This is a genomic window from Citrobacter sp. KH_055_1 (assembly GCF_057838705.1).
In genome coordinates, this window is record NZ_CM174473.1 from 1,485,979 (window position 1) to 1,510,919 (window position 24,941).

The window sequence follows — 24,941 nt, forward strand, 5'->3', positions numbered from 1 at the left end:
ACAAAGCTTTTCATCGGTTTGCAGGGCTTTGTGCCGATTTTCTATGATACCTTCTCATCAATCCAATCTGCCCACCACTGCATCATCTCCCGGCGCTTATCCATGTACTGAGCATGATTGTATATCCCGCGGATAGAGCCGCTGTTAGCGTGCGCCAGTTGCTTCTCGATGGCATCTGCTGGCCACTCATGCTCATTCATGATTGTGCTGAACTGGTGCCGAAAACCATGTCCACTTGCCAGACCTTCATAGCCAATCTGACGAATAACCAGTAGCACGGCGTTTTCACTGATGGGCTTTGTTTTATCATTGCGACCGGCGAACACGAAACTCGATATCGGCTGCGTTACCGGCCTCAGCATTTCAAGCAGAGAGACGACCTGATCTGACATTGGGACAAGGTGAGGGCGGCGCCCCTTCATCACCTCTTCGGCGATCGTAATCGTTCTGGTTTCAAAGTCGACGTTCGACCATTGCATGGACCGGAGTTCTTTTGTTCTGAGCACCGTGTATTGCAGAACCTGCGTTGCTATGCGTGAAACGATACTGCCGGAGAATCCCGCCAGTGCCTTATTGAAGGCTGGTATCTGTTCTGCAGGAAGGAAAGGGTAGTTCTTCTTCCGGTATCCCTTCATGGCATCAGCAAGGTCAGGCGCCGGGTTATACTTCGCGCGCCCGGTAACAATCGCGTACCTGAATACTTCCCCGCACCGCCGCCGCGCCTTATTTGCCCGCTCCATTGCCCCACGGTCTTCGAACCTGCGGATCACTTCAAGTATCTGCATTGGTTCTATCTCGTTAATCTCCATCGCGCCAATCAACGGCAGAATGTCATCCTGGAACATGCGTGACAGTTCTGTGCTGTATACCTCTGACCATACCTGTTTTTTGTGCTCGTACCATTCCTGATATATAGAGCTGAACGAGTTGTCTTTGACTGACAGCCTTTTAGCCTTTACCGGATCGACGCCGACAGACACATCCTTTTTGGCAAGCCATGCTTTGTCTCTGGCTTCCTGTAATGACATGAGCGGATATTTTCCTACCGTCAGAACCTTCTCTTTACCATCGAGCTTGTAACGCAATTGCCAGACTTTCTTTCCGGTAACCGGCACATAAAGGTACAGCCCGTTGCTGTCGAGCAGCCGGTACGGTTTATCTTTCGGCTTTGCCGCGTCGATCTGCTTGATGGTGAGCATGGGTAAAATTCCGGTGGGTAAAATTATTTACTCGTTTTTTACCCGCCGAAGCATGCGGCTGTCAACGTTCTATTGCGAACTATGACGAACTGGTATTTTATTGAGATCTTGCTGTGTAAGGGATTTTGCGAACTACTGCGGAGAGTGGCGAACTGTGAAATGGTGTCCCCTGCAGGAATCGAACCTGCAACTAGCCCTTAGGAGGGGCTCGTTATATCCATTTAACTAAGGGGACGAAGCGGCACGAGTATAGCGTTTTTTACCTGCAACGGTAAGTCTGTGTCCGCCTGACTGCTCAAACAGTCGCCATTCAGGATTGTTTCTTCTGGTTTTTCTGCTCTTTTTGTTCCCGCTCAGCCTCTAATCGGGCCTCTTCTTTGCGTTTATTGCTCATATCATTGCGAATTTGCGCATGGCTCATCAACGCGAAGATAAATGTCCCACCGCAAATATTCCCGGCAAGTGTTGGAAGCGCGAACGGCCAGAAGAAGTCGCTCCAGTGCAGCGTGCCGTTAAAGACCAGGTAGAGAATCTCAACCGAGCCGACGACGATGTGCGTGGTATCACCCAACGCAATAAGCCAGGTCATCAGAACAATGACGACAATTTTTGCCGCGCCCGCTGCGGGAAACATCCACACCATAGTGGCGATCAGCCAACCGGAAATAATCGCGTTGGAAAACATCTCCGTCGGGCTATTTTTCATAACGTCCATCCCAATTTTGACAAAGGCGTCACGAGTTTCTTCATCAAAAATTGGCATATATTCAAACGCCCATGCCGCAATGCCGGTGCCGATAATGTTACCCAGTAAGACCACGCTCCACAGACGCATCAGTAAACCAAAATTGCCGAGGGTTGGATTTTGCATGACCGGCAGGACAGCGGTTACGGTGTTTTCGGTAAAGAGCTGTTGGCGGGCCATGATGACGATGATAAACCCGAAGGTATAACCGAGGTTTTCCAGTAAAAATCCGCCAGGAACGCCCTCAAGCTGTACGTGAAAAATACCCTTTGCCAGTAAAGAGGCTCCCATCGATAGCCCAGCGGCGATAGCTGACCACAGCAGCGCCATCGCATCGCGCTCCATCTCTTTTTCCCCGTCCTGGCGAATATGTTCGTGAATCGCCATGGCGCGGGAAGGAAGTCGGTCCTCGTCGACCTCTATCTTTTTACCCTGCAACTTCTCTTCACTTTCTACTTCGAGTTCGTCGCTGTGTTGATCAATTTTTTCTTTTTCGATGTCATTCATTTTTGAGTCCTGAATAAGCACGTATTGCTAAAGCGTAGCGGTTTTTATCCAGGAACTGGCGGGAGAAACTCTGAAATCGCAAAAATGGTAACGTTTGTATTTATCGGATTCGGTAAAATAGAAACACCGCGAGGTCTACCTTACCAGGCTATGATCAAATCAGTAAGTTAGGGTATATAGACATCGTTTGACGTGCTGTTACAATCGCTCACATCTAAACCGGCGGATACCTTATTGTTCCGTCATGGATGGCAATCAGCGATAGCCATAATACACAGGGAGACACTTATGAAGCTTCGCCTGTCGGCGCTTGCGCTGGGAACCACACTTTTGGTGGGGTGTGCGAGCTCCGGTACAGAACAGCAGGGGCGCTCGGATCCGTTTGAAGGGTTCAACCGCACCATGTACAACTTCAACTTTAATGTGCTGGATCCGTATGTTGTTCGACCGGTGGCTGTAGCCTGGCGTGATTATGTTCCGCAGCCGGCCAGAAACGGTTTGAGCAACTTTACGGGCAACCTCGAAGAGCCGGCCGTAATGGTCAACTATTTCCTGCAGGGCGATCCTTATCAGGGGATGGTGCATTTCACCCGTTTCTTCCTGAACACCTTGCTAGGTATGGGCGGCTTTATCGATGTTGCGGGCATGGCGAATCCAAAACTGCAGCGCGTTGAACCACATCGTTTCGGCAGTACGTTAGGTCACTATGATGTAGGTTACGGTCCGTATATGCAGCTTCCGTTCTACGGCAGCTTCACGGTACGTGATGACGGTGGTGATATGGTGGATACGCTGTATCCGGTTCTGTCGTGGCTGACCTGGCCGTTGTCGGTCGGTAAATGGACCATTGAAGGGATTGAAACCCGCGCGCAACTGCTCGACTCCGACGGTCTGCTGCGTCAATCTTCCGATCCGTACATTATGGTGCGTGAAGCTTACTTCCAGCGTCATGACTTCATCGCGAACGGCGGGAAACTCAAACCAGAAGAAAACCCGAACGCGCAAGCTATTCAGGATGATTTAAAAGATATCGATTCCGAATAAGGAAGAGGTACAAATAAAAAGGTGAGCTAAAAAGCTCACCTTTTTTACGCCTGAAGAAAATCAGAATGCGTAGTTAAAGTTGGTACCGAACAGCCAGGCTTTACCTTCAGATTCGAAGGTATACGGACCTTCTTTGATGGTCACGTTCTGCCCGTGCATATAAGAAGCACCGATGTCGATAGACGCATCTTCATTGAACGCGTAGGTCGTACCCGCGCTCAGCCACAGGCGGTCCTGGTCTGGAATGGAGATGGAGCGTTTATCCGCAGGAACCGGGCTATCGTCGTAGGCGATACCAGTACGGAACGTCCAGTTTTTATCCATGTAGTAGGTCGTACCCAGCGCGAGGCGGTAAGAGTCCCGGAAGCCTTCTTCTTTATAGAACAATGTTTGTCCGTTGGTGCCCGTTGCTTTCAACTCCTGGAACTGACTCCAGCTGGTGTAAGCGATGCTGTAGTGAACGGCCCATTGCGGTGCTACGCGGTTATAGCCAGACAGTTCCCACATTTCCGGCAGGTTAAGCGTCAATGCGCCCGGAACGGTCGTGTTGGTTGTACCCCATGGGAACGTCACGCCAGCACCCGGTAAGCCGTTGGCCTGGCTTCTGATGCCGCTCTTATAATCACCGTCGAAATCGATTTTAACTTCTGAACGATAGGTTAAGCCCCAGCGGTTATCTTTATCCAGCTCATACAAAATACCCGCGTTCCAGCCGTAACCCCATTCATCACCTTCCATGCTTGCAATTTTAGGGCTGACCTTCGGTAATGCTGCGGTCATTTCACCGGAATAACGTTCAATTTTGGCGTCAGCATAAACGGCGTTAAAACCAAGGCCGAAGCTCCAGCTATCATTCAGGCGATAGGCGCCGCTGAGGTTAAGGTTGACCGTTTTAAGGTCGGTCTTGCCGCCGTATTCACCGACAATGTAGCTGTCGTTAAATTCGGTCGCCAGACCATAGTTAGAGGTGACAGACGCGCCCCAGCCAAACTGCTCGTTAATAGGCATCACGAAGTGCGCATTCGGAACCCATGCCGTCGGGGCGATGTTGTCCGCATTGGTGCTGCGCCCGGTGTATGGCGATTTACCGGAGATATTAACATCTGGATCGATATACACCGCACCTGCTGAGAAAGTAGGGCGATCGAACATCATGATCAGTGCCGGGTTGCGGCTGGCGTTACCTGCGTCGTCTGCGATAGCGCCTTCACCCGAATATGCCCGGCCAAGGCCAGAGGAAGAAAATTCGTTTAACTGAAAGCCTGCAGACCAGGCCTGTGTGGAAATAATTGCCACTGCGACTGCGAGAGCAGACTTTGTAAACAGGGTTTTCTGGCTCATGACCATAACCTCATCGATTTATTTTTATACAAACAATGTTACATGCCGTAACAGGAGCGCGAAGTGTAGGGTCTGAGGTACCACATAGAAATCAGACCAGTGGCGAGAGTATAGGTCCGACCAGATAGAATGTTGCAAGTATGTTTATAAGTTTTTTCAAATATGATCTTAAAAACGCGATCCAGCTGGCAAAATTGCGGGGATGCGCACTCACCTGTTCGGGCGATTTTTGTTTTGGATCATTTTTAAGTGTGATTTCGGTCGCTTATCGCATTTCGCACAATTAACGACTGGAGAGGAGGATAATGGGAGCGTAAAATATCCCCAACGTTTATCTGGCACCCTTGGTGCGAATACAGAGGAAATCTACAATGAGTAAATGCAGTGCTGATGAAACCCCGGTTTGCTGCTGTATGGATGTTGGTACCATCATGGACAACACCGATTGCACCGCGTCATACAGCCGTGTGTTCGCGACTCGCGCACAGGCAGAAGAAACGCTGGCTGCTCTCACCGAGAAGGCGCGTGGCGTAGAATCTGAGCCTTGCCAAATCACCCCGACCTTTACTGAAGAAGCTGAGGGTGTTCGTCTGGATATCGATTTTGTTTTCGCCTGTGAAGCCGAAACCCTGATCTTCCAGCTGGGTCTGCGTTAATCCCTTCTTTCAGTGCCCTTGCCACCTTCTGACAAGGGCATTTTCGTAACAAGCAGTGATTATTCACTGTGCCATAGCTCCCACTTTCATTTCTCTCCACTTGGCTAAATGTAAAAAATTGGTTAAGACTGTGATCAGGTCAGACCACTTATTTTATTTTTAACAGGGGAGTGTTATGAGTCAGGCTTTACCGCTGGTTACCCGTCAGGGCGATCGCATCGCCATTGTGAGCGGATTGCGTACGCCTTTTGCCCGTCAGGCAACCGCGTTTCATGGCATTCCCGCCGTTGATTTGGGAAAAATGGTCGTCGGTGAGTTGCTGGCGCGCAGTGAAATTCCTGCCGATGCCATTGAACAACTGGTTTTTGGCCAGGTTGTGCAAATGCCGGAAGCGCCCAATATCGCCCGTGAAATTGTGCTGGGCACCGGGATGAACGTACATACCGATGCCTACAGCGTGAGCAGAGCCTGCGCCACCAGTTTTCAGGCGGTGGCGAATGTCGCGGAAAGCCTGATGGCAGGAACCATCCGTGCGGGTATTGCTGGCGGGGCTGACTCCTCTTCCGTGCTGCCAATTGGCGTCAGCAAAAAGTTGGCGCGGGTGTTGGTGGACGTCAATAAAGCCCGCACCACCGGTCAGCGGCTGAAGCTTTTTTCCCGACTGCGTTTGCGCGACCTGATGCCGGTCCCACCTGCAGTTGCTGAGTATTCCACCGGCTTACGTATGGGGGATACGGCAGAGCAAATGGCGAAAACCTACGGCATCACGCGTGAGCAGCAGGATGCTCTGGCGTACCGTTCGCATCAGCGAGCCGCTCAGGCCTGGGCCGAAGGCAAACTGGCAGACGAGGTGATGACCACCTATGCTCCGCCGTTTAAAGATCCCTTCTCAGAAGATAACAATATTCGCGGAAACTCTACGCTGGCGGATTACGCCAAACTGCGCCCGGCGTTTGACCGTAAACACGGCACCGTCACGGCGGCAAACAGTACACCGTTGACCGACGGCGCCGCTGCGGTGGTTTTGATGACGGAGTCCCGTGCGAAAGAGCTGGGACTGGTGCCGCTGGGCTATCTACGCAGTTTTGCGTTTACTGCCATCGACGTCTGGCAGGATATGCTGCTGGGCCCGGCGTGGTCGACGCCGCTGGCTCTGGAGCGCGCGGGCCTGACTCTGGCCGACCTCACGCTGATTGATATGCATGAAGCCTTTGCCGCGCAGACGCTGGCGAATATTCAACTGCTTGGCAGCGAACGTTTTGCTCGTGACGTTCTGGGTAGGGCACATGCCACTGGCGAAGTGGATGACAGCAAATTTAACGTGCTGGGCGGTTCGATTGCCTACGGACACCCTTTCGCCGCGACCGGCGCGCGCATGATCACCCAAACGCTGCATGAATTACGGCGTCGTGGTGGTGGGTTTGGTTTGGTCACCGCGTGTGCGGCGGGTGGTCTGGGTGCGGCAATGGTTCTGGAGGCGGAATAATGGAAATGGCATCGGCTTTTACGCTACACGTGCGTCTGGATAACGTGGCGGTGGTCTCCATTAATGTGCCCGGAGAGAAAATGAATACCCTGAAAGCAGAGTTTGCTTCTCAGGTGCGGGCTATTTTGAAACAAATTCGCGATAACAAAGATCTGCGTGGCGTGGTGTTTATTTCGGCGAAGCCGGATAATTTCATCGCCGGGGCGGATATCAATATGATCGGCAACTGCCGCAGTGCGCAGGAAGCCGAAACCCTGGCTCGTCAGGGGCAACAGATGATGGCGGAAATTAATGCGTTGCCGATCCCGGTTATCGCTGCCATTCACGGTGCCTGTCTGGGCGGCGGTCTGGAGATGGCGCTGGCGTGTCATAGCCGTATTTGTACTGATGACGTTAAAACCGTGCTGGGCCTGCCGGAAGTACAGCTTGGTCTGTTACCCGGCTCTGGCGGCACGCAGCGGTTGCCCCGTCTGATTGGCGTTAGCACTGCGCTGGACATGATCCTGACCGGCAAACAACTACGCGCTAAACAGGCGCTGAAAGTGGGGTTGGTGGACGAGGTTGTGCCGCAGACCATTTTGCTGGAAGCGGCGGTGGAACTGGCTAAAAAGGAGAGTTCGGTACACCATAGCCTGCCGGTACGGGAACGCATTCTGGCCGGACCGCTGGGGCGGGCGCTGCTGTTCCGTATGGTCGGTAAAAAGACCGCACAGAAAACGCAGGGAAATTACCCCGCAACCCACCGTATTCTTGAGGTGATCGAGACTGGTCTGGCGCAGGGCAGCAGCAGCGGCTATGACGCCGAAGCCCGCGCGTTTGGTGAGCTGGCGATGACGGCGCAGTCTCAGGCTCTGCGTAACGTCTTTTTTGCAAACACCGACGTGAAAAAAGATCCCGGTAGCGAGGTACAACCCGGTCCGCTAAACAGCGTCGGGGTTCTGGGCGGGGGGCTGATGGGCGGGGGGATTGCCTACGTGACGGCCTGCAAAGGCGGCTTGCCGGTGCGTATCAAAGATATCAATGCTAAGGGAATCAACCACGCGCTGAAATACAGTTGGGATCAGCTTGAAACAAAAGTTCGCCGCCGCCATCTCAAAGCCGGCGAGCGTGACAAACAGCTGGCGCTGATTTCAGGCACCACCGATTTTCGCGGTTTTGCGCATCGAGATCTGGTAATTGAGGCGGTGTTTGAAGATCTGGCGTTGAAACAACAGATGGTGGCAGATGTTGAGCACAATTGTGCGCCTCATACCATTTTTGCCTCCAACACCTCATCTCTACCCATTGGCGACATTGCGGCCAATGCGGCGCGACCTGAGCAGGTCATTGGTTTGCACTTCTTTAGTCCGGTAGAAAAAATGCCGCTAGTGGAAGTTATTCCTCATACAACTACGTCTGAACGCACTATTGCCACCACGGTTAAACTGGCGAAAAAACAGGGGAAAACGCCGATTGTGGTGCAGGATAAGGCCGGGTTCTATGTAAATCGCATTCTTGCTCCGTACATCAACGAAGCTATCCGCTTATTGACCGAGGGCGAGCGCGTTGAGCAGATTGATGCTGCGCTGGTAAAGTTTGGTTTTCCGGTAGGGCCAATCCAACTTTTGGATGAGGTCGGAATTGATACAGGCACTAAAATTATACCTGTACTGGAAGCCGCTTACGGTGAACGTTTTAGCGCACCTGCAAATGTTGTTGCTTCAATTTTGAATGATGATCGCAAAGGTAGAAAAAATGGTCGGGGTTTCTATCTTTATGGTGCGAAAGGGCGTAAAAGCAAAAAACAGGTCGACCCTGCAATTTATACGCTTATTGGCGTCCATGGGCAGAGCAAACTCATTGGCCCGCAGATTGCAGAGCGGTGTGTCATGTTAATGCTCAACGAAGCGGCACGCTGTTTCGATGAGAAGATTATCCGCAGCGCACGCGATGGTGACATCGGCGCTGTGTTTGGTATTGGTTTTCCGCCATTCCTCGGCGGCCCGTTCCGGTATATGGACTCCCTCGGGGCGGGTGAAGTGGTTGCGGTTCTGCAACGACTGACTACACAGTATGGTTCCCGGTTTACGCCGTGTGAACCGTTACTGCAGATGGCGGAACGCGGAGAGAGTTTCTGGAAGCACGGGGAAACTGACCTGAATTCATGAGGTCAAAGGTAAGATGAATCCGCACCGAATGTACGAGTTAAGCTCAAAATGTAAACAGAGATTGACTATACTTACGCCATTAAGGTAAAAAACAGCGTTTCATTCGGTGAATGGATAAGGCACAATGCCGGCCACCACACATTTACCCTCGCCAATAGGGGCGTTGGCTAAAGGTGTTGGTGTTTCTGGTTAACAAAAGCGGTGCAATATGCAAGTTTTTATCATGCGTCACGGCGACGCGGCCCTCGATGCCGCCAGTGATTCGGTTCGTCCCTTAACCTCCTGCGGTTGTGACGAATCTCGCCTGATGGCGAACTGGCTGAAAGGTCAAAAAGTGGATATCGAACGTGTTCTGGTGAGCCCGTTCCTGCGAGCCGAACAAACGCTGGATGTGGTCGGGGAATGTATGAACCTACCAACCGGTGTGGATGTTTTGCCGGAGCTGACTCCCTGCGGCGATGTCGGTCTGGTCAGCGCCTATTTACAGGCACTGGCCAATGAAGGTGTCGCTACGGCGCTGGTCATTTCTCACCTGCCTTTGGTGGGATATCTGGTGTCCGAGCTGTGTCCGGGTGAAACGCCGCCGATGTTTACCACATCTGCGATTGCCAGCGTCACGCTTGATGAGAGCGGAAAGGGCGTTTTCAACTGGCAGATGAGCCCGTGTAATCTGAAGATGGCGAAAGCGATATAGTCGTTTCGTTGGCCGGATCAAGCGCGAGCGCAGCCATCCGGTAAAGTGTCTTTGACATGAGCCTGCAATAAAAAGAGCCGCAACTGCGGCTCTTTTTGTTTTCCGTCCTCAGGGAAGTTCGGGCGGTAACCACTCTTCCACTTCAATCAGCACCAGCAGCGCGGCGTCGCCGCCGTACTCTTTAGGCGCCTGATGAAAAGCCATCACGTGCGGATGTTGCGCCAGCCAAAGCGGCGTTTGCTGTTTCAGAATGTGCTTTCCGTGGCCGTGCATGACGCAGGCGCAGAAGACGTGTTCACGACGACAGGCGGCAATCAGCGCCCCGAGTTCCTGTTTAGCCTGCTGTTGCGTCAGCCCGTGTAAATCAAGAAACAGTTCCGGGGAGTAGTCACCACGGCGCATTTTCTTCAGTTCAAAGTGGCTGACGTCGGCCCGCAGATATCTGACCGGACCCTCTGTGTTCAACAGCGGCTGAAACTCATCAGAGAAATAGTGGCTGGCATCAGCCTGTTCCTGCAACAGCCTTTTAACCGGCACCTCGGTGATTTTTTTACGCGGTGGTCGATGGACAATCGTGTCCTGCTTAATTTGACGAGTGCCGGTCATCAACTGGCGAAACAGCGTCTGATCCTCCTCGCTGAGCGATGTTTTCTTTTTCATTTGAGCGTCTCATCTTTTATTTTCCGTTAGTTTAACCCGACTCGATGGGCATCCGATCGCTTAAAACGCAATTTTCGCGCTCAGGCTCGGCGTGAATGCTGATTTATCGCCGTCTTCGTGGCAAACTAGCCGCCGAATTTAATACGAGCATGCCCTGGAGGAATACGTGGATAAAATTTTCGTTGATGAAGCAGTGAGTGAACTGCATACCATTCAGGACATGTTGCGTTGGGCGGTCAGCCGTTTTAGCGCGGCGAATATCTGGTATGGTCACGGGACGGATAACCCATGGGATGAGGCGGTACAACTGGTGCTGCCGTCACTCTACCTGCCGCTGGATATTCCTGAAGATATGCGCACTGCGCGCCTGACCTCCAGCGAACGCCACCGTATTGTTGAGCGCGTAATTCGCCGCGTTAACGAGCGTATCCCGGTTGCCTACCTGACCAACAAAGCCTGGTTCTGCGGTCACGAATTCTATGTTGATGAACGCGTGCTGGTGCCGCGCTCACCGATTGCCGAGCTGATCAATAATCGCTTTGCCGGTCTTATCAGCGAGCAGCCGCAGCACATTCTCGATATGTGTACCGGCAGCGGCTGTATTGCTATTGCCTGCGCGTATGCCTTCCCGGAAGCCGAAGTGGACGCGGTGGATATTTCCACTGACGCCCTGGCGGTGACCGAGCACAATATTGAAGAGCATGGTCTGATCAATCACGTGACGCCGATCCGCTCCGATCTGTTCCGTGACCTGCTGAAAGTACAGTATGACCTGATTGTGACCAACCCGCCGTATGTGGATGCGGAAGATATGTCCGATCTGCCTAATGAGTATCGCCACGAACCTGAGCTGGGCCTGGCGTCCGGAAGTGATGGGCTGAAGCTGACCCGTCGCATTCTTGGCAATGCGCCGGACTACCTGTCAGACAACGGTATTCTGATTTGTGAAGTCGGTAACAGCATGGTACATCTGATGGAACAATATCCGGACGTGCCGTTTACGTGGCTGGAATTCGACAACGGCGGTGATGGCGTATTCATGCTGACCAAAGCGCAGCTGATTGCCGCTCGTGAACATTTCAGCATCTATAAAGATTAACGACACGCGCACACACAACAACGATAACGGAGCGGTGATGGCAGGAAACACAATTGGACAACTCTTTCGCGTAACGACCTTCGGTGAATCACACGGGCTGGCGCTCGGCTGTATCGTTGATGGTGTTCCGCCGGGTATTCCGCTGACAGAAGCTGATCTGCAGCACGATCTCGACAGACGTCGTCCGGGAACCTCGCGTTACACCACGCAGCGTCGCGAGCCGGATCAGGTGAAAATCCTTTCCGGCGTGTTTGACGGCGTCACCACCGGCACCAGTATTGGCCTGTTGATTGAAAATACCGATCAGCGTTCGCAGGATTACGGCGCCATTAAGGATGTTTTTCGTCCAGGCCATGCCGACTACACCTACGAGCAGAAATACGGCGTGCGTGACTACCGTGGCGGCGGGCGTTCGTCCGCGCGCGAAACGGCAATGCGCGTGGCGGCCGGGGCGATTGCCAAAAAATACCTGGCGGAAAAATTCGGCGTCGAAATCCGCGGATGCCTGACCCAAATGGGCAATATACCGCTGGAAATTAAAGACTGGTCTCAGGTCGAACAAAACCCGTTCTTTTGCCCGGATCCGGACAAAATCACCGCGCTGGATGAACTGATGCGTGCACTCAAGAAAGAGGGTGACTCCATCGGTGCAAAAGTGACCGTGGTTGCAAGCGGTGTACCGGCCGGTCTCGGCGAACCTGTTTTTGACCGTCTGGATGCTGACATCGCCCATGCGTTGATGAGCATTAATGCGGTGAAAGGCGTGGAGATTGGCGACGGCTTCGACGTTGTTGCGTTGCGCGGTAGTCAGAACCGTGATGAAATCACCAAAGAGGGTTTCCAGAGTAACCATGCTGGCGGCATTCTGGGGGGCATCAGCAGCGGGCAACAAATTGTTGCACATATGGCGCTGAAACCGACTTCCAGTATTACCGTTCCCGGGCGCACTATTAACCGCTTTGGCGAAGAAGTCGAGATGATAACCAAAGGACGTCACGATCCGTGCGTTGGGATCCGCGCGGTGCCGATCGCAGAAGCCATGCTGGCGATTGTGCTGATGGATCACCTGCTGCGTCAGCGGGCGCAGAATGCGGATGTAAAGACTGACATTCCACGCTGGTAAGAAATGAAAAAAACGGCACTTGCGGCGCTGGCACTGTTTGCCAGTTCGGCCTGCCTGGCGGCGACGCCCTGGCAGAAAATTACCCACCCGGTGGCAGGTAGCGCGCAGTCTATCGGCGCGTTTTCCAATGGCTGCATTGTGGGGGCAGATACGCTGCCCGTACAGTCCGAACACTATCAGGTGATGCGCACCGATCAACGTCGCTATTTTGGTCATCCTGACCTGGTGACGTTCATCCAGCGTCTGAGTACCCAGGCCAATAATCTGGGACTGGGGACGGTGTTAATCGGCGATATGGGTATGCCGGCCGGTGGACGTTTCAACGGCGGACACGCCAGCCACCAGACGGGGCTGGATGTCGATATTTTCCTGCAACTGCCAAAGACGCGCTGGACGCAGTCGCAACTGCTGCGACCACAGGCGCTGGATCTGGTCGCTCAGGATGGCAAACGTGTCGTACCGTCACTGTGGAAGCCGGAGATTTTCAGTCTGATCAGGCTGGCGGCAAAAGATAATGATGTAACGCGTATTTTCGTGAATCCGGCAATTAAACAGCAACTTTGTCTGGATGCAGGGAGCGACAGGGACTGGTTACGTAAAGTGCGGCCATGGTTCCAACACCGTGCACATATGCATGTCCGGTTACGTTGTCCTGCCGACAGTCTTGAGTGCGAAGATCAACCGTTACCTCCACCGGGTGATGGCTGTGGCGCGGAGCTGCAAAGCTGGTTCGAACCTCCTAAACCGGGAACCACTAAGCCTGAGAAGAAGACACCGCCTCCGTTGCCGCCTTCCTGCCAGGCGCTACTGGATGAGCATGTACTTTAATGGATAATTTTGCCGATCTGTTTATGGTGTCTCCGCTGCTGTTGGGCGTTCTTTTTTTTGTGGCCATTCTGGCGGGATTTATTGATTCCCTGGCGGGTGGCGGCGGTTTACTCACCATTCCTGCGCTGATGGCAGCAGGCATGCCGCCAGCTCAGGCGCTGGCAACGAATAAACTGCAAGCCTGCGGAGGGTCCATCTCCGCTTCGCTCTATTTTATCCGCCGTGGCGTGGTGAACCTGGCCGACCAGAAGCTTAATATCGCCATGACCTTCATCGGCTCAATGAGCGGCGCGCTGCTGGTCCAGCATGTGCAGTCGGACATTTTGCGCCAGATCCTGCCGATTCTGGTTATCTGTATCGGTCTCTACTTTCTGTTAATGCCTAAGCTGGGTGAAGAAGACCGACAGCGTCGGCTGTACGGCCTGCCTTTTGCGCTGGTCGCCGGGGGCTGCGTCGGTTTTTACGATGGCTTTTTTGGCCCGGCAGCCGGATCGTTTTACGCGCTGGCCTTTGTCATGCTGTGCGGTTACAACCTGGCGAAATCCACGGCGCACGCCAAAGTCTTGAATGCCACCTCGAATATCGGCGGGCTGCTGCTGTTCGCGCTGGGGGGCAAAGTGATTTGGGCCACCGGTTTTGTGATGCTCATCGGCCAATTTATTGGCGCACGAATGGGGTCACGACTGGTCCTCAGCAAAGGACAAAAACTGATTCGGCCAATGATCGTCATTGTCTCCGCAGTGATGAGCGCCAAGCTACTTTATGATAATCATGGACAGGAGATTCTCCACTGGCTGGGGATGAACTAATGAATACGACCCATCACTATGAACAGTTAATTGATATTTTTAACGGCTGCTTTGCCGATGAATTTAATACCCGTCTGATTAAAGGCGATGACGAACCGATCTACCTTCCTGCAGATACAGAATTGCCGTATCACCGGATCGTTTTTGCCCATGGCTACTACGCCAGTGCACTACATGAAATTTCACACTGGTGCATTGCCGGTAAAGCGCGCCGTGAACTGGTCGACTTTGGTTACTGGTACTGCCCGGACGGGCGTGACGCTAAAACACAATGTCAGTTTGAAGACGTGGAAGTGAAGCCCCAGGCATTTGACTGGCTGTTCTGCATGGCGGCGGGCTATCCGTTTAACGTTAGCTGCGACAACCTGGAAGGGGACTTTGAACCGGATCGCGTGGTGTTCCAGCGCCGTGTTCATGCTCAGGTGATGGCGTATCTGGAAAACGGCATTCCTGAACGTCCGGCGCGTTTTATTCGTGCGTTACAGAATTATTATCACACGCCTGAACTTAAGGCGGAACAATTCCCGTGGCCCGAAGCGCTCAACTGAAGCGGCTGCCACGTTTACAATGAGGAAATAAGATGATCGCGGAGTTTGAATCACGCATTCTGGTACTAATCGACGATATGGTAGAACATGCCAGCGATGATGAGCTGTTTGCCAGTGGGTACTTGCGTGGACACTTGACGCTGGCTGTGGCAGAACTGGACGGCGGCGACGACCATTCCGCTGAGGCACTGTACGCCAATGTTACCAGCAGCCTGGAAAAAGCCATCAGCGCGGGTGAACTTTCGCCGCGTGACCAGGCGTTAGTAAAAGAGATGTGGGACACGTTGTTCCAGAAGGCGACACAACAATAATTGCCTTGCGGGCCGGATGCCGTTAACGACTCATGCGGCCCGCAATGATGACCTCAGGATTTTACCGCTTTTCCCTTCACTAATTTTCTCACCCATAATCGGTTCGGATTTAACGCGGCAAGGGTTTCTGCATCCATTGGGATGGGTTCATTACTCATTTGCGTGGCCAGGATCTCTGCACACAGCGGGGCGGAACACAGTCCGCGCGAGCCCAGCGCGCCCAGCATAAAGACGTCACGGTAAACCGGTGCGCGCGCGGCGGTCTCTTTGTGTTCTGACAGATTGGCGTACTGACTGAGCGTTGCCTCATAGTCCGGCACATTGCCGACCATCGGTAAGTGATCGCGGGTGGCGCAGCGAACGCCACAGCGTGCCGATTGCCCACTGACATCCACCTCTTTTACCCATGCGGTATGCGGGAAGCAGTCGAGTAAACGCTGGCGGTTTTGCTGCTGATCCTCCTCGCGATACGTTGTCTCTTCCTCACCACGACGATAGCTCGCACCGATGCAATGATGCTGATTGGCCGGATTTTGCGGCGTGAGATAGCCGTCGTAACACAACACCTGACGTAGGACCGACAGTGCAGGCGTGGTGGGGATATGGCTCACCTGACCGCCGACAGAATAAACCGGTAACGGTTGGGTCTGATCAAAGCGATTTATGCGATGACCATTCGCCAGCACCACTACCTCGTGTTCGACGGTTTCACCAGTCGCAAACTGAAGCTGCCAGCTGTTTTCCTGCTGTACAAGTGATGCCAGTGTATGTTGGTAATGGGTGCGTAATCCCAGCGTCGTGGCGTAATCCAGTACGGCGGCGGTGAGCTGCGCCGGACACAGCCATCCTCCGCCAGGATACTGAATCCCGCCGCAGTTGGTTGCGACGCCGGTTGTTTGCAGAACCTGCTCAGCATCAACGGCCAGCGCGAGGTCGTCGGGTAAGGCAAGCGACAGCATCTGGGTGATTTTCTGTTGGCTTTTTTCATCCCAACCAAGTTGCGTTACGCCGCACCAGTCGTGGGCAAAATCCACCGGCAGGGCGTCATACAGACGTCGGGCAAAGGTAAATGCGGTGGGGAAAAAGAGATTAATGGCGGCGTCATGTTTACTGAGTAAAGGGTAAAGTGCGCCCTGACGATTACCGGATGCGCCCTGCGCAGGCTTATCGTCAGCGCAATACAGCGTTACCTGCCAGCCACGACGTAAGAGAGCCAGCGACAGCAGTGCGCTGGCAATACCGCCCCCGATAATAGCCGCTTCCCGTTTTTCCGTGCTGGCGCGTGAGAACCACGGTGCGGGTGACGGGAACGTGAGGTGTTGTTCCATCACGCCGCACAGCATTTCACGTTTGCGCCCAAAGCCTTTGCATTTCTGCATTGTAAAACCGGCGTCCTGCAAGCCCCGCCGGACAAAACCTGCGGAGGTGAAGGTTGCCAGCGTGCCGCCCGGACGGGCCAGCCGGGCCATGGCGTTAAACAGCGTTGGCGTCCACATATCGGGATTTTTTGCCGGCGCGAAACCGTCAAGGAACCAGGCGTCGACCTGCTGGTTCAGGGATTCATCCAACTTACTGGTGAGGTCGTTAATATCGCCGAACCACAAATCCAGCGTAACCCGACCTTCATCCAACAGCAGTCGATGACAACCTGCTAACGGTAGCGGCCACTGAGCCTGTAATGGCTCAGCCCACGGAGCCAGTTCCGGCCAATGCTGATGGGCCAACTTCAGGTCGTCACGCGTCAGCGGAAATTTTTCAAAACTGATGAAATGTAATCTTTTCAGGGTAGCGTCAGGGTGCGCAGTGCGAAAAGTCGTAAATGCCTGCCAGAGGGTGAGGAAGTTTAGCCCAGTGCCAAAACCACTTTCCGCCACTATGAATAACTGGCGTGAATGGGTGGGAAATCGGTCCGCGAGATGATTGCCGCCGAGAAAGACATAACGCGTCTCTTCCAGCCCGTTATCGTTAGAAAAATAGACATCGTCAAAATCTCGGGAAACAGGTGTACCCTCAGCGTTGAATTCGAGGTTGGCAGGTTGTATCGCGTATTGTTTCACGTAAGTTACTCGTCTGGCTTGCTGTGTCTCGATCTTAACGATGAGTGCCTGAGTGCGCAAATTTCCACATAAAATGGCTGATCGGACTTGTTCGGCGTACAAGTGTACGCTATTGTGCCACTCGAAACTTTAAAATAGTGCGACTTACAGAGGTATTGAATGAAACGTGCAGTGATTACTGGCTTGGGCATCGTTTCCAGCATCGGTAATAACCAGCAGGAAGTCCTGGCATCTCTGCGTGAAGGACGTTCAGGGATCACTTTCTCTCAGGAGCTGAAGGACTCCGGCATGCGTAGCCACGTTTGGGGCAACGTAAAACTGGATACCACTGGACTCATTGACCGTAAAGTTGTGCGCTTTATGAGCGACGCATCCATCTATGCATTCCTTTCTATGGAGCAGGCAGTGGCTGACGCCGGCCTCTCTGCAGAAGTTTACCAGAATAACCCGCGCGTTGGCCTGATTGCAGGTTCCGGCGGCGGCTCCCCACGTTTTCAGGTGTTCGGCGCTGACGCAATGCGTAGCCCGCGTGGCCTGAAAGCGGTTGGCCCGTATGTGGTCACAAAAGCGATGGGCTCAGGTGTGTCTGCCTGCCTCGCAACCCCGTTTAAAATCCACGGTGTGAACTACTCCATCAGCTCCGCCTGTGCGACATCTTCGCACTGTATCGGTAATGCGGTTGAGCAGATTCAGTTGGGCAAACAGGATATCGTTTTTGCTGGCGGCGGCGAAGAGCTGTGCTGGGAAATGGCCTGTGAGTTCGACGCCATGGGCGCACTGTCTACCAAATATAACGACTGCCCGGAAAAAGCATCCCGTACTTATGATGCGAACCGTGACGGTTTCGTTATCGCAGGCGGCGGCGGTATGGTTGTGGTTGAAGAGCTGGAACACGCTCTGGCACGTGGCGCGCATATCTATGCTGAAATCGTTGGCTACGGCGCAACGTCCGATGGCGCAGACATGGTGGCTCCATCAGGTGAAGGCGCAGTGCGTTGCATGCAGATGGCGATGAACGGCGTAGATACGCCAATCGACTACCTGAACTCCCACGGTACCTCTACTCCGGTAGGCGACGTGAAAGAACTGGGCGCTATCCGTGAAGTCTTCGGCGACAACAGCCCGGCGATCTCCGCAACCAAAGCGATGACTGGTCACTCTCTGGGCGCGGCTGGCGTGCAGGAAGCTATCTACTCCCTGCTGATGCTGGAACACGGCTTTATCGCACCAAGCATCAACATCGAAGAGATGGACGAGCAGGCGGCGGGTCTGAACATCGTGACCGAACCGACTGAAAAAGCGCTGACGACCGTCATGTCCAACAGCTTCGGCTTTGGCGGCACGAATGCCACGCTGGTTATGCGTAAGCTGAAAGCGTAAGAGATCAGAACAGGCCGGATTTGTTATCCGGTCCATGCTATACAGTAAGGGGAGCCGCCTGGCTCCCCTTTTTTATATCGTTGACAATTAATCTGGTTTACAGGCAGACTCCAGGTTCAACATTATCCTCATGATAATGCGTAAGCGTTTAACGTTATCCAACGCACCTTAATCCTGATCGTCAGGTAGAGGGGGGCGTGGGCATTCCTCGCCTTACTCTGCATTCTGGAGTAACGCATGACAGCAGTAACCCAACAAGAAAAAACACCGTCGGCGAATGTGTCGCTGTTTCGTATCGCTTTTGCCGTTTTCCTGACCTATATGACGGTCGGGCTACCTTTACCCGTCATCCCACTGTTTGTGCACCAGGAGCTAGGCTATGGCAACACCATGGTCGGCATTGCCGTGGGCATCCAGTTTCTGGCAACGGTCTTAACACGTGGCTACGCCGGGCGCTTAGCCGATCAATACGGTGCCAAACGTTCGGCGCTGCAGGGGATGTTGGCCTGTGCACTGGCGGGAGTCGCGTGGCTATTAGCGGCACTTTTACCCGTTTCCGTTCCAGTAAAGTTTGCGTTGTTGATTGTCGGACGTCTGATCCTCGGCTTTGGCGAAAGTCAGTTGTTGACCGGCACCCTGACCTGGGGATTGGGGCTGGTTGGGCCAACGCGTTCCGGCAAGGTGATGTCGTGGAATGGGATGGCGATTTACGGCGCCCTGGCGGCCGGTGCGCCGTTGGGTCTGCTGATCCACAGCCATTTTGGCTTTGCAGCGCTGGCGGCGGCCACCGTTGCATTGCCGCTGCTGGCATGGGCATTCAACGGCACCGTGCGTAAAGTGCCCGCCCATGCGGGGGAACGTCCTTCGCTATGGAGCGTGGTTGGGCTTATCTGGAAACCGGGGCTGGGGTTAGCGCTGCAGGGCGTGGGGTTTGCGGTGATCGGCACGTTTATTTCGCTCTATTTTGTCAGCAACGGCTGGACGATGGCAGGTTTTACCCTGACCGCGTTCGGCGGTGCGTTTGTGCTCATGCGCATTCTATTTGGCTGGATGCCGGATCGGTTTGGCGGCGTGAAGGTGGCGGTGGTTTCTTTGTTGGTTGAAACCGTGGGGCTGCTGCTGCTCTGGCAGGCGCCAACGGCCTGGATTGCGCTGCTGGGTGCAGCATTAACCGGGGCCGGATGCTCGCTGATCTTCCCGGCGCTGGGCGTGGAGGTGGTGAAGCGCGTTCCTGCACAGGTACGCGGTACTGCACTCGGTGGTTACGCCGCATTTCAGGATATCTCCTACGGCGTAAGCGGTCCTGTCGCGGGTGTTCTGGCCACCGCGTACGGCTATTCCTCGGTATTCCTTGCCGGGGCGATTTCCGCGGTGGTGGGGATTGTTGTGACGCTGCTGACGTTGCGCAAAAGCTAAACGACGAGCCAGAATATAGCTAACACAACCAGTAGCGCCGCAAATAGCAGTCCCGGTCGCGCCGACAGTGATTTAACGGTTTCAATCACTGGCGTGAACGGGCTGTAAATCGGCTGGAGGTGGCGCGGATCGCTTAATTCCTGCTCCCGGTCACGCTCAACGCGGCGCAGGAAGATTTGATTGAGCAAATCCTGTATCTGCACGGTGGTAAGAATCGTTTGCGGTTGGATCTGATACGTTTGCTGCGCGTAGTCCTTGATGGCCACAAGTTCATTTGGCTCTAACGGCTGCTTGAGCGCCGCCTGCAACGTTTGCAACGTCGGGGCATTTTGCAGGCTCAGCGTCTGGCGTGCCTGTAGCCAGGTGACCAGGTGCGTAAACTGTTTTGCCGGGATCAGCTCACCGCTTTTTACCCCAGACAGTTCCAGCATCGACTGCCAGATCAGCTTGCCGGATTCTCCTGTAGCGGCCGCTACTTTTGTAACCAGTTGATTCAGCGTGTTGTGCTCGGCGGGTAGCAGAGGGCGAGCGGTTGCCGGGCGTTGCTGCGGCTGCGGAATAGAAAGCTGCCCCTGCTGCAATAGCGTCAGCACATTTTTCAACTGATCGGGCGTGAGTTGACTGAGTGCCGTTTGTCCGTACTGTTGACGGATAAAATCGCTCACTGCCTGACGATTATTCCCCTGACTCAGCAGTTCCGTAAGCTGCGCCAGCACCTGACGATTGACATGCTTTTGTTGAGCAACCCCAAGTCGTTGGGTCAGGTTTTGTTCTGCAGCAGGAAAGTGACGTGACTGTAACGGCGTATCACTTTTGACGCCCAGATCGTGCTTCATTCCGGCCCACACCTCAGCGCTCTGCTGTTGGGTAAGTGAAATCAGACGGGTAATCAGTCGTTCCAGCACGGTACGTTGTTGCGTGGATAACGGTTGTTCACCCGCAACGGAAGGGGCGTTTTGGCCTTCACCGGGAGGGCGCGCGGGCGTACCTGAAATGGGCTGCATCATCTCTGTTCCTTAAAACTGTGCTAGCCAGGTCTCGCAGTATGCCTGGCGGCGAGATTATGGCACACTTGCCCGGTTAACTCTCGTTCTCAAACAGGTGCGAAAGACGTGAAAATCCTCGTTGATGAAAATATGCCCTATGCCCGCGAACTGTTCAGTCGTTTGGGGGAGGTAAAAGCGGTTCCCGGTCGTCCGATTCCCGTCGCAGAACTGGATGATGCGGACGCCTTAATGGTGCGCTCGGTGACGAAGGTCAATGAAGCACTGCTTGGCGGAAAACCGGTTAAGTTTGTCGGGACGGCAACTGCGGGCACTGACCATGTGGATGAAGCCTGGCTTGCACAGTCAGATATTGGCTTCTCCGCCGCGCCCGGTTGCAATGCGATTGCGGTTGTCGAGTATGTCTTTTCAGCACTGCTGATGCTGGCGGAGCGCGATGGTTTTGCGTTAGCCGATCGCACCGTGGGTATTGTTGGTGTCGGCAATGTGGGCGCGCGTTTGCAGGCGCGACTGGAAGCATTAGGGATCCGCACGTTACTTTGCGATCCGCCGCGTGCTGACCGGGGAGACGAGGGCGATTTCCGCTCGCTGAACGAACTGGTTGAGCACGCCGATGTACTGACTTTCCATACGCCGCTGTTTAAAGACGGTCCGTACAAGACTCTGCATTTGGCTGATGAAGCACTAATTGGCCGACTGAAGCCGGGCACCATCCTGATTAACGCCTGCCGTGGGCCGGTCATCGACAATACCGCGTTGCTGTCCCGCCTTAATGCCGGGCAACATCTGAGCGTGGTGTTGGATGTCTGGGAGGGCGAGCCGGACCTGAATGTCGCGTTGCTCGAGAAAGCGGATATCGGTACGGCGCATATTGCAGGATACACCCTTGAAGGGAAGGCTCGGGGAACCACGCAGGTCTTTGAGGCCTATAGCAAGTTTATTGGCCGCGAACAGCACGTTGCACTGAGCACCCTGTTACCTGCCCCGGAATTTGGACGCATCACGTTGCATGGCCCGTTGGATCAGCCAACGCTGAAAAGGCTGGTACATTTAGTGTATGATGTGCGCCGCGACGATGCGCCGCTGCGTAAAGTCGCTGGAATTCCGGGTGAGTTTGATAAACTGCGTAAAAATTACCTTGAGCGCCGTGAATGGTCGTCTTTGTACGTCATGTGTGACGACGCCGCTGCCGCTACCTTGTTGTGTAAGCTGGGTTTTAACGCCGTTCATCACCCGGCACATTAATGTCTTCTTAATGCTCCCTGTCGAATAATACGACAGGGACGCTTACGTATTTCTGGAGTAAATCACCATGTCTGAAGGCTGGAATATTGCCATTCTGGGCGCAACGGGCGCCGTAGGCGAAGCCCTGCTCGACACGCTGGCGGAACGCCAGTTCCCGGTCGGTGAGATCTATGCGCTGGCTCGTAATGAAAGCGCGGGTGAGCACCTGCGTTTTAACGGTAAATCAATCATTGTCCAGGACGTCGCTGACTTTGACTGGACTCAAGCGCAGCTGGCCTTTTTTGTTGCGGGCGTGGAAGCCACCGCAGCTTGGGTAGAAGAAGCCACCAATGCGGGTTGCCTGGTGATTGACAGCAGCGGTTTGTTTGCGCTTGAGCCGGACGTCCCGCTGGTGGTACCGGACGTGAACCCGTTCGTACTGGCAGATTACCGCAACCGCAACGTGATTGCGGTCCCTGGCAGCCTGACCAGCCAACTGTTGTCTGCATTGAAACCGTTGATTGACGACGGTGGCCTTTCGCGTATTACGGTGACCAATATTATTTCAGCTTCCGCTCATGGCAAAAAAGCGGTAGATGCGCTGGCCGGGCAAAGTGCGAAACTGCTCAACGGTATTCCGATTGATGACGACGATTTCTTTGGCCGTCAACTGGCGTTCAACATGCTGCCGTTGCTGCCAGACCGCGAAGGCAGTGTGCGTGAAGAGCGTCGTATCGTTGATGAAGTGCGTAAAATCATGCAGGACGAGGGGCTGATGATCTCCGCCAGCATCGTACAGTCGCCGGTGTTCTACGGTCATGCGCAAATGGTGAGCTTTGAAGCATTACGTCCGCTGGCAGCAGAAGAAGCGCGCGATGCGTTTGAGCGCGGTGAGGACATTGTGCTGTCGGAAGCGACCGATTTCCCAACCCAGGTCAGCGATGCGTCGGGTAGCCCACATCTTTCGGTAGGCTGCGTGCACAATGATTACGGTATGCCAGAACAGGTACAGTTTTGGTCTGTAGCAGACAACGTACGCTTTGGCGGCGCGTTGATGGCGGTGAAAATCGCTGAAAAACTGGTGCAGGAGTATATGTACTAATGTCTGACCTGCAACAGCTGCCCGTCCATAAAATTGCGCTGGGTATTGAGTATGATGGCAGCAAATATTATGGCTGGCAGCGCCAGAACGAAGTTCGCAGCGTTCAGGAAAAGCTGGAAAAAGCACTTTCGCAGGTCGCCAATGAACGCATCACGGTATTTTGTGCCGGGCGTACCGATGCTGGCGTTCATGGTACGGGCCAGGTGGTGCACTTTGAGACCACCGCGCAACGTAAAGATGCGGCATGGACGCTGGGGGTAAATGCGAATTTACCTGGTGACATTGCCGTGCGTTGGGTGAAAGCTGTACCGGATGATTTTCATGCGCGGTTTAGCGCCACGGCGCGCCGCTACCGTTATATCATCTACAATCATCGGTTGCGCCCAGCAGTTCTGGGTAAAGGCGTGACGCATTACTATGAGCCGTTGGATGCTGAACGTATGCATCGCGCGGCCCAATGCCTGATTGGGGAGAATGATTTCACCTCGTTTCGGGCAGTGCAGTGCCAGTCGCGCACACCGTGGCGTAACGTGATGCACATTAACGTGACGCGTCATGGTCCTTATGTGGTGGTAGATATTAAAGCGAATGCCTTTGTACATCATATGGTCAGGAATATTGTTGGCAGCCTGATGGAAGTAGGTGCCCACAACCAGCCGGAGAGCTGGATAGCAGAACTGTTAGCGGCGAAGGACAGAACGCTGGCAGCGGCAACGGCGAAAGCGGAAGGTTTGTATCTGGTGGCGGTAGATTACCCCGACCGGTTTGACCTGCCAAAACCGCCGATGGGCCCGCTATTTCTGGCGGACTAATTTGAGTCGTATAAAGGCATACTATGGAACTGATTTACTTTCTTATTGATTTTATCCTGCACATTGATGTGCACCTGGCGGAGTTGGTCGCAGAATACGGTGTCTGGGTATATGCCATTCTGTTTCTGATCCTGTTCTGTGAAACCGGACTGGTGGTTACGCCGTTTCTGCCGGGAGATTCGCTGCTGTTTGTCGCAGGCGCGCTTTCTGCATTGCCCACTAATGATTTAAATGTCCATCTGATGGTGGCGTTAATGATCGTGGCGGCAATAGTGGGCGATGCGGTGAACTACACCATCGGTCGGGTGTTCGGCGAAAGGCTGTTCAGCAATCCGAACTCGAAAATTTTCCGTCGCAGCTATCTGGATAAAACCCACGCGTTCTATGAGCGTCATGGCGGTAAAACCATTATTCTGGCGCGTTTTGTCCCTATCGTACGCACATTTGCACCGTTTGTTGCCGGTATGGGACACATGTCCTACCGTCATTTTGCACTGTTTAACGTAGCGGGCGCGCTGCTGTGGGTATTACTGTTCACCTACGCAGGCTATCTGTTTGGCGATCTGCCGGTGGTGCAGGAAAACCTGAAATTATTGATTGTGGCGATTATCGTCCTCTCCGTATTGCCTGGTGTTATCGAAGTGATTCGTCACAAACGCGCAGCATCAAGGGCGCAAAAATAGAAAGTAACTCAGCGGTTCGACCACTTTTTTGTCCAAAGTTTCGGGCTGTTATGTTTTAATGTGCAA

23 protein-coding genes and 1 tRNA gene are annotated in these 24,941 nt (G+C 53.8%); 17 read left to right on the top strand and 7 right to left on the bottom strand.

Annotated features, from left to right (window positions below; translation table 11 throughout):
- Nucleotides 1-41: 41 nt before the first annotated feature.
- From AC3ITF_RS06915 to AC3ITF_RS06925, 3 genes are all read right to left on the bottom strand, one after another.
- On the bottom strand, nt 42-1,199 hold the full coding sequence (locus AC3ITF_RS06915; protein WP_489176261.1) for a tyrosine-type recombinase/integrase: 1,158 nt from the start codon (nt 1,197-1,199) through the stop codon (nt 42-44).
- A 160-nt stretch (nt 1,200-1,359) separates the two neighbouring features.
- Nucleotides 1,360-1,434 (bottom strand) — tRNA-Arg (locus tag AC3ITF_RS06920).
- Nucleotides 1,435-1,509: 75 nt separating this feature from the next.
- A complete protein-coding gene (locus tag AC3ITF_RS06925; RefSeq protein ID WP_146716695.1) occupies nt 1,510-2,451 on the bottom strand; it encodes a formate/nitrite transporter family protein in 942 nt (313 codons plus the stop codon).
- A gap of 288 nt (nt 2,452-2,739) precedes the next feature.
- Between AC3ITF_RS06925 and mlaA the strand changes: the two genes are divergently transcribed.
- Nucleotides 2,740-3,495 (top strand): phospholipid-binding lipoprotein MlaA, encoded by a 756-nt coding sequence (gene mlaA, locus AC3ITF_RS06930; protein WP_096756318.1) that lies wholly within the window; start codon nt 2,740-2,742, stop codon nt 3,493-3,495.
- A 60-nt stretch (nt 3,496-3,555) separates the two neighbouring features.
- On the opposite strand, the gene fadL is transcribed toward mlaA, so the two are convergent.
- Nucleotides 3,556-4,842, bottom strand: coding sequence for a long-chain fatty acid transporter FadL (gene fadL / locus AC3ITF_RS06935; RefSeq protein ID WP_489176262.1), 1,287 nt, complete (start codon nt 4,840-4,842; stop codon nt 3,556-3,558).
- Nucleotides 4,843-5,207: 365 nt separating this feature from the next.
- On the opposite strand from fadL, the gene AC3ITF_RS06940 reads away from it, so the two are divergent.
- From AC3ITF_RS06940 to sixA, 4 genes are all read left to right on the top strand, one after another.
- A complete protein-coding gene (locus AC3ITF_RS06940; RefSeq protein WP_115257884.1) occupies nt 5,208-5,492 on the top strand; it encodes a YfcZ/YiiS family protein in 285 nt (94 codons plus the stop codon).
- A gap of 175 nt (nt 5,493-5,667) precedes the next feature.
- Nucleotides 5,668-6,978 carry an acetyl-CoA C-acyltransferase FadI gene (gene fadI, locus AC3ITF_RS06945; RefSeq protein WP_135911665.1) on the top strand — a complete coding sequence of 437 codons (1,311 nt, stop codon included), beginning with the start codon at nt 5,668-5,670 and terminating at the stop codon, nt 6,976-6,978.
- Nucleotides 6,978-9,125: a fatty acid oxidation complex subunit alpha FadJ gene (fadJ, locus tag AC3ITF_RS06950; protein WP_182295631.1), complete on the top strand. Its 2,148-nt coding sequence runs from the start codon at nt 6,978-6,980 to the stop codon at nt 9,123-9,125. Before fadI ends, fadJ begins: the two co-directional genes overlap by 1 nt.
- 208 nt (nt 9,126-9,333) lie before the next feature.
- Nucleotides 9,334-9,819, top strand: a complete 486-nt coding sequence (gene sixA, locus AC3ITF_RS06955; protein WP_096756324.1) for a phosphohistidine phosphatase SixA — start codon at nt 9,334-9,336, stop codon at nt 9,817-9,819.
- A 108-nt stretch (nt 9,820-9,927) separates the two neighbouring features.
- On the opposite strand, the gene smrB is transcribed toward sixA, so the two are convergent.
- Complete coding sequence (gene smrB / locus AC3ITF_RS06960) at nt 9,928-10,479, bottom strand: endonuclease SmrB (protein WP_181217952.1); 552 nt, start codon at nt 10,477-10,479, stop codon at nt 9,928-9,930.
- A 166-nt stretch (nt 10,480-10,645) separates the two neighbouring features.
- Here smrB and prmB point away from each other — a divergent pair, with 166 nt between their 5' ends.
- Genes prmB through AC3ITF_RS06990 form a run of 6 tightly spaced genes read left to right on the top strand, consistent with a single transcriptional unit; the run spans nt 10,646 to nt 15,197 of the window.
- The gene (prmB, locus tag AC3ITF_RS06965) at nt 10,646-11,578 is read left to right on the top strand and encodes a 50S ribosomal protein L3 N(5)-glutamine methyltransferase (protein ID WP_115257887.1); all 933 of its coding nucleotides are present in this window, start codon (nt 10,646-10,648) and stop codon (nt 11,576-11,578) included.
- 37 nt (nt 11,579-11,615) lie between these two features.
- Entirely contained in the window at nt 11,616-12,701 is a 1,086-nt protein-coding gene (gene aroC / locus AC3ITF_RS06970) for a chorismate synthase (RefSeq protein WP_096756327.1), read from the top strand.
- A 3-nt stretch (nt 12,702-12,704) separates the two neighbouring features.
- The gene (mepA, locus tag AC3ITF_RS06975; protein WP_115257888.1) at nt 12,705-13,529 is read left to right on the top strand and encodes a penicillin-insensitive murein endopeptidase; all 825 of its coding nucleotides are present in this window, start codon (nt 12,705-12,707) and stop codon (nt 13,527-13,529) included.
- Complete coding sequence (locus AC3ITF_RS06980) at nt 13,529-14,338, top strand: sulfite exporter TauE/SafE family protein (protein WP_096756329.1); 810 nt, start codon at nt 13,529-13,531, stop codon at nt 14,336-14,338. The genes mepA and AC3ITF_RS06980 overlap by 1 nt, the downstream gene beginning before the upstream one ends.
- A complete protein-coding gene (locus AC3ITF_RS06985; protein ID WP_115257889.1) occupies nt 14,338-14,886 on the top strand; it encodes an elongation factor P hydroxylase in 549 nt (182 codons plus the stop codon). The genes AC3ITF_RS06980 and AC3ITF_RS06985 overlap by 1 nt, the downstream gene beginning before the upstream one ends.
- Nucleotides 14,887-14,918: 32 nt before the next feature.
- Nucleotides 14,919-15,197, top strand: coding sequence for a YfcL family protein (locus AC3ITF_RS06990; RefSeq protein ID WP_096756331.1), 279 nt, complete (start codon nt 14,919-14,921; stop codon nt 15,195-15,197).
- 53 nt (nt 15,198-15,250) lie between these two features.
- On the opposite strand, the gene mnmC is transcribed toward AC3ITF_RS06990, so the two are convergent.
- The gene (mnmC, locus tag AC3ITF_RS06995) at nt 15,251-17,254 is read right to left on the bottom strand and encodes a bifunctional tRNA (5-methylaminomethyl-2-thiouridine)(34)-methyltransferase MnmC2/FAD-dependent 5-carboxymethylaminomethyl-2-thiouridine(34) oxidoreductase MnmC1 (RefSeq protein WP_489176263.1); all 2,004 of its coding nucleotides are present in this window, start codon (nt 17,252-17,254) and stop codon (nt 15,251-15,253) included.
- A gap of 159 nt (nt 17,255-17,413) precedes the next feature.
- On the opposite strand from mnmC, the gene fabB reads away from it, so the two are divergent.
- Both fabB and AC3ITF_RS07005 read left to right on the top strand, forming a co-directional pair.
- The gene (gene fabB, locus AC3ITF_RS07000; protein WP_096756333.1) at nt 17,414-18,634 is read left to right on the top strand and encodes a beta-ketoacyl-ACP synthase I; all 1,221 of its coding nucleotides are present in this window, start codon (nt 17,414-17,416) and stop codon (nt 18,632-18,634) included.
- A gap of 237 nt (nt 18,635-18,871) precedes the next feature.
- Nucleotides 18,872-20,050, top strand: a complete 1,179-nt coding sequence (locus tag AC3ITF_RS07005; protein WP_489176264.1) for an MFS transporter — start codon at nt 18,872-18,874, stop codon at nt 20,048-20,050.
- On the opposite strand, the gene flk is transcribed toward AC3ITF_RS07005, so the two are convergent.
- Complete coding sequence (flk, locus tag AC3ITF_RS07010) at nt 20,047-21,054, bottom strand: flagella biosynthesis regulator Flk (RefSeq protein ID WP_135912850.1); 1,008 nt, start codon at nt 21,052-21,054, stop codon at nt 20,047-20,049. The two genes, AC3ITF_RS07005 and flk, sit on opposite strands and share 4 nt — an antisense overlap.
- Nucleotides 21,055-21,162: 108 nt before the next feature.
- Between flk and pdxB the strand changes: the two genes are divergently transcribed.
- The 4 genes from pdxB (at nt 21,163) to AC3ITF_RS07030 (ending at nt 24,875) form a co-directional block, all read left to right on the top strand.
- Nucleotides 21,163-22,299, top strand: coding sequence for a 4-phosphoerythronate dehydrogenase PdxB (pdxB, locus tag AC3ITF_RS07015; RefSeq protein WP_115257893.1), 1,137 nt, complete (start codon nt 21,163-21,165; stop codon nt 22,297-22,299).
- Nucleotides 22,300-22,366: 67 nt separating this feature from the next.
- A complete protein-coding gene (locus AC3ITF_RS07020; protein WP_115257894.1) occupies nt 22,367-23,380 on the top strand; it encodes an aspartate-semialdehyde dehydrogenase in 1,014 nt (337 codons plus the stop codon).
- Entirely contained in the window at nt 23,380-24,192 is an 813-nt protein-coding gene (gene truA, locus AC3ITF_RS07025) for a tRNA pseudouridine(38-40) synthase TruA (RefSeq protein ID WP_096756340.1), read from the top strand. Before AC3ITF_RS07020 ends, truA begins: the two co-directional genes overlap by 1 nt.
- Nucleotides 24,193-24,215: 23 nt before the next feature.
- Nucleotides 24,216-24,875, top strand: coding sequence for a DedA family protein (locus AC3ITF_RS07030; protein WP_096756341.1), 660 nt, complete (start codon nt 24,216-24,218; stop codon nt 24,873-24,875).
- The last annotated feature ends 66 nt before the right edge of the window (nt 24,876-24,941 follow it).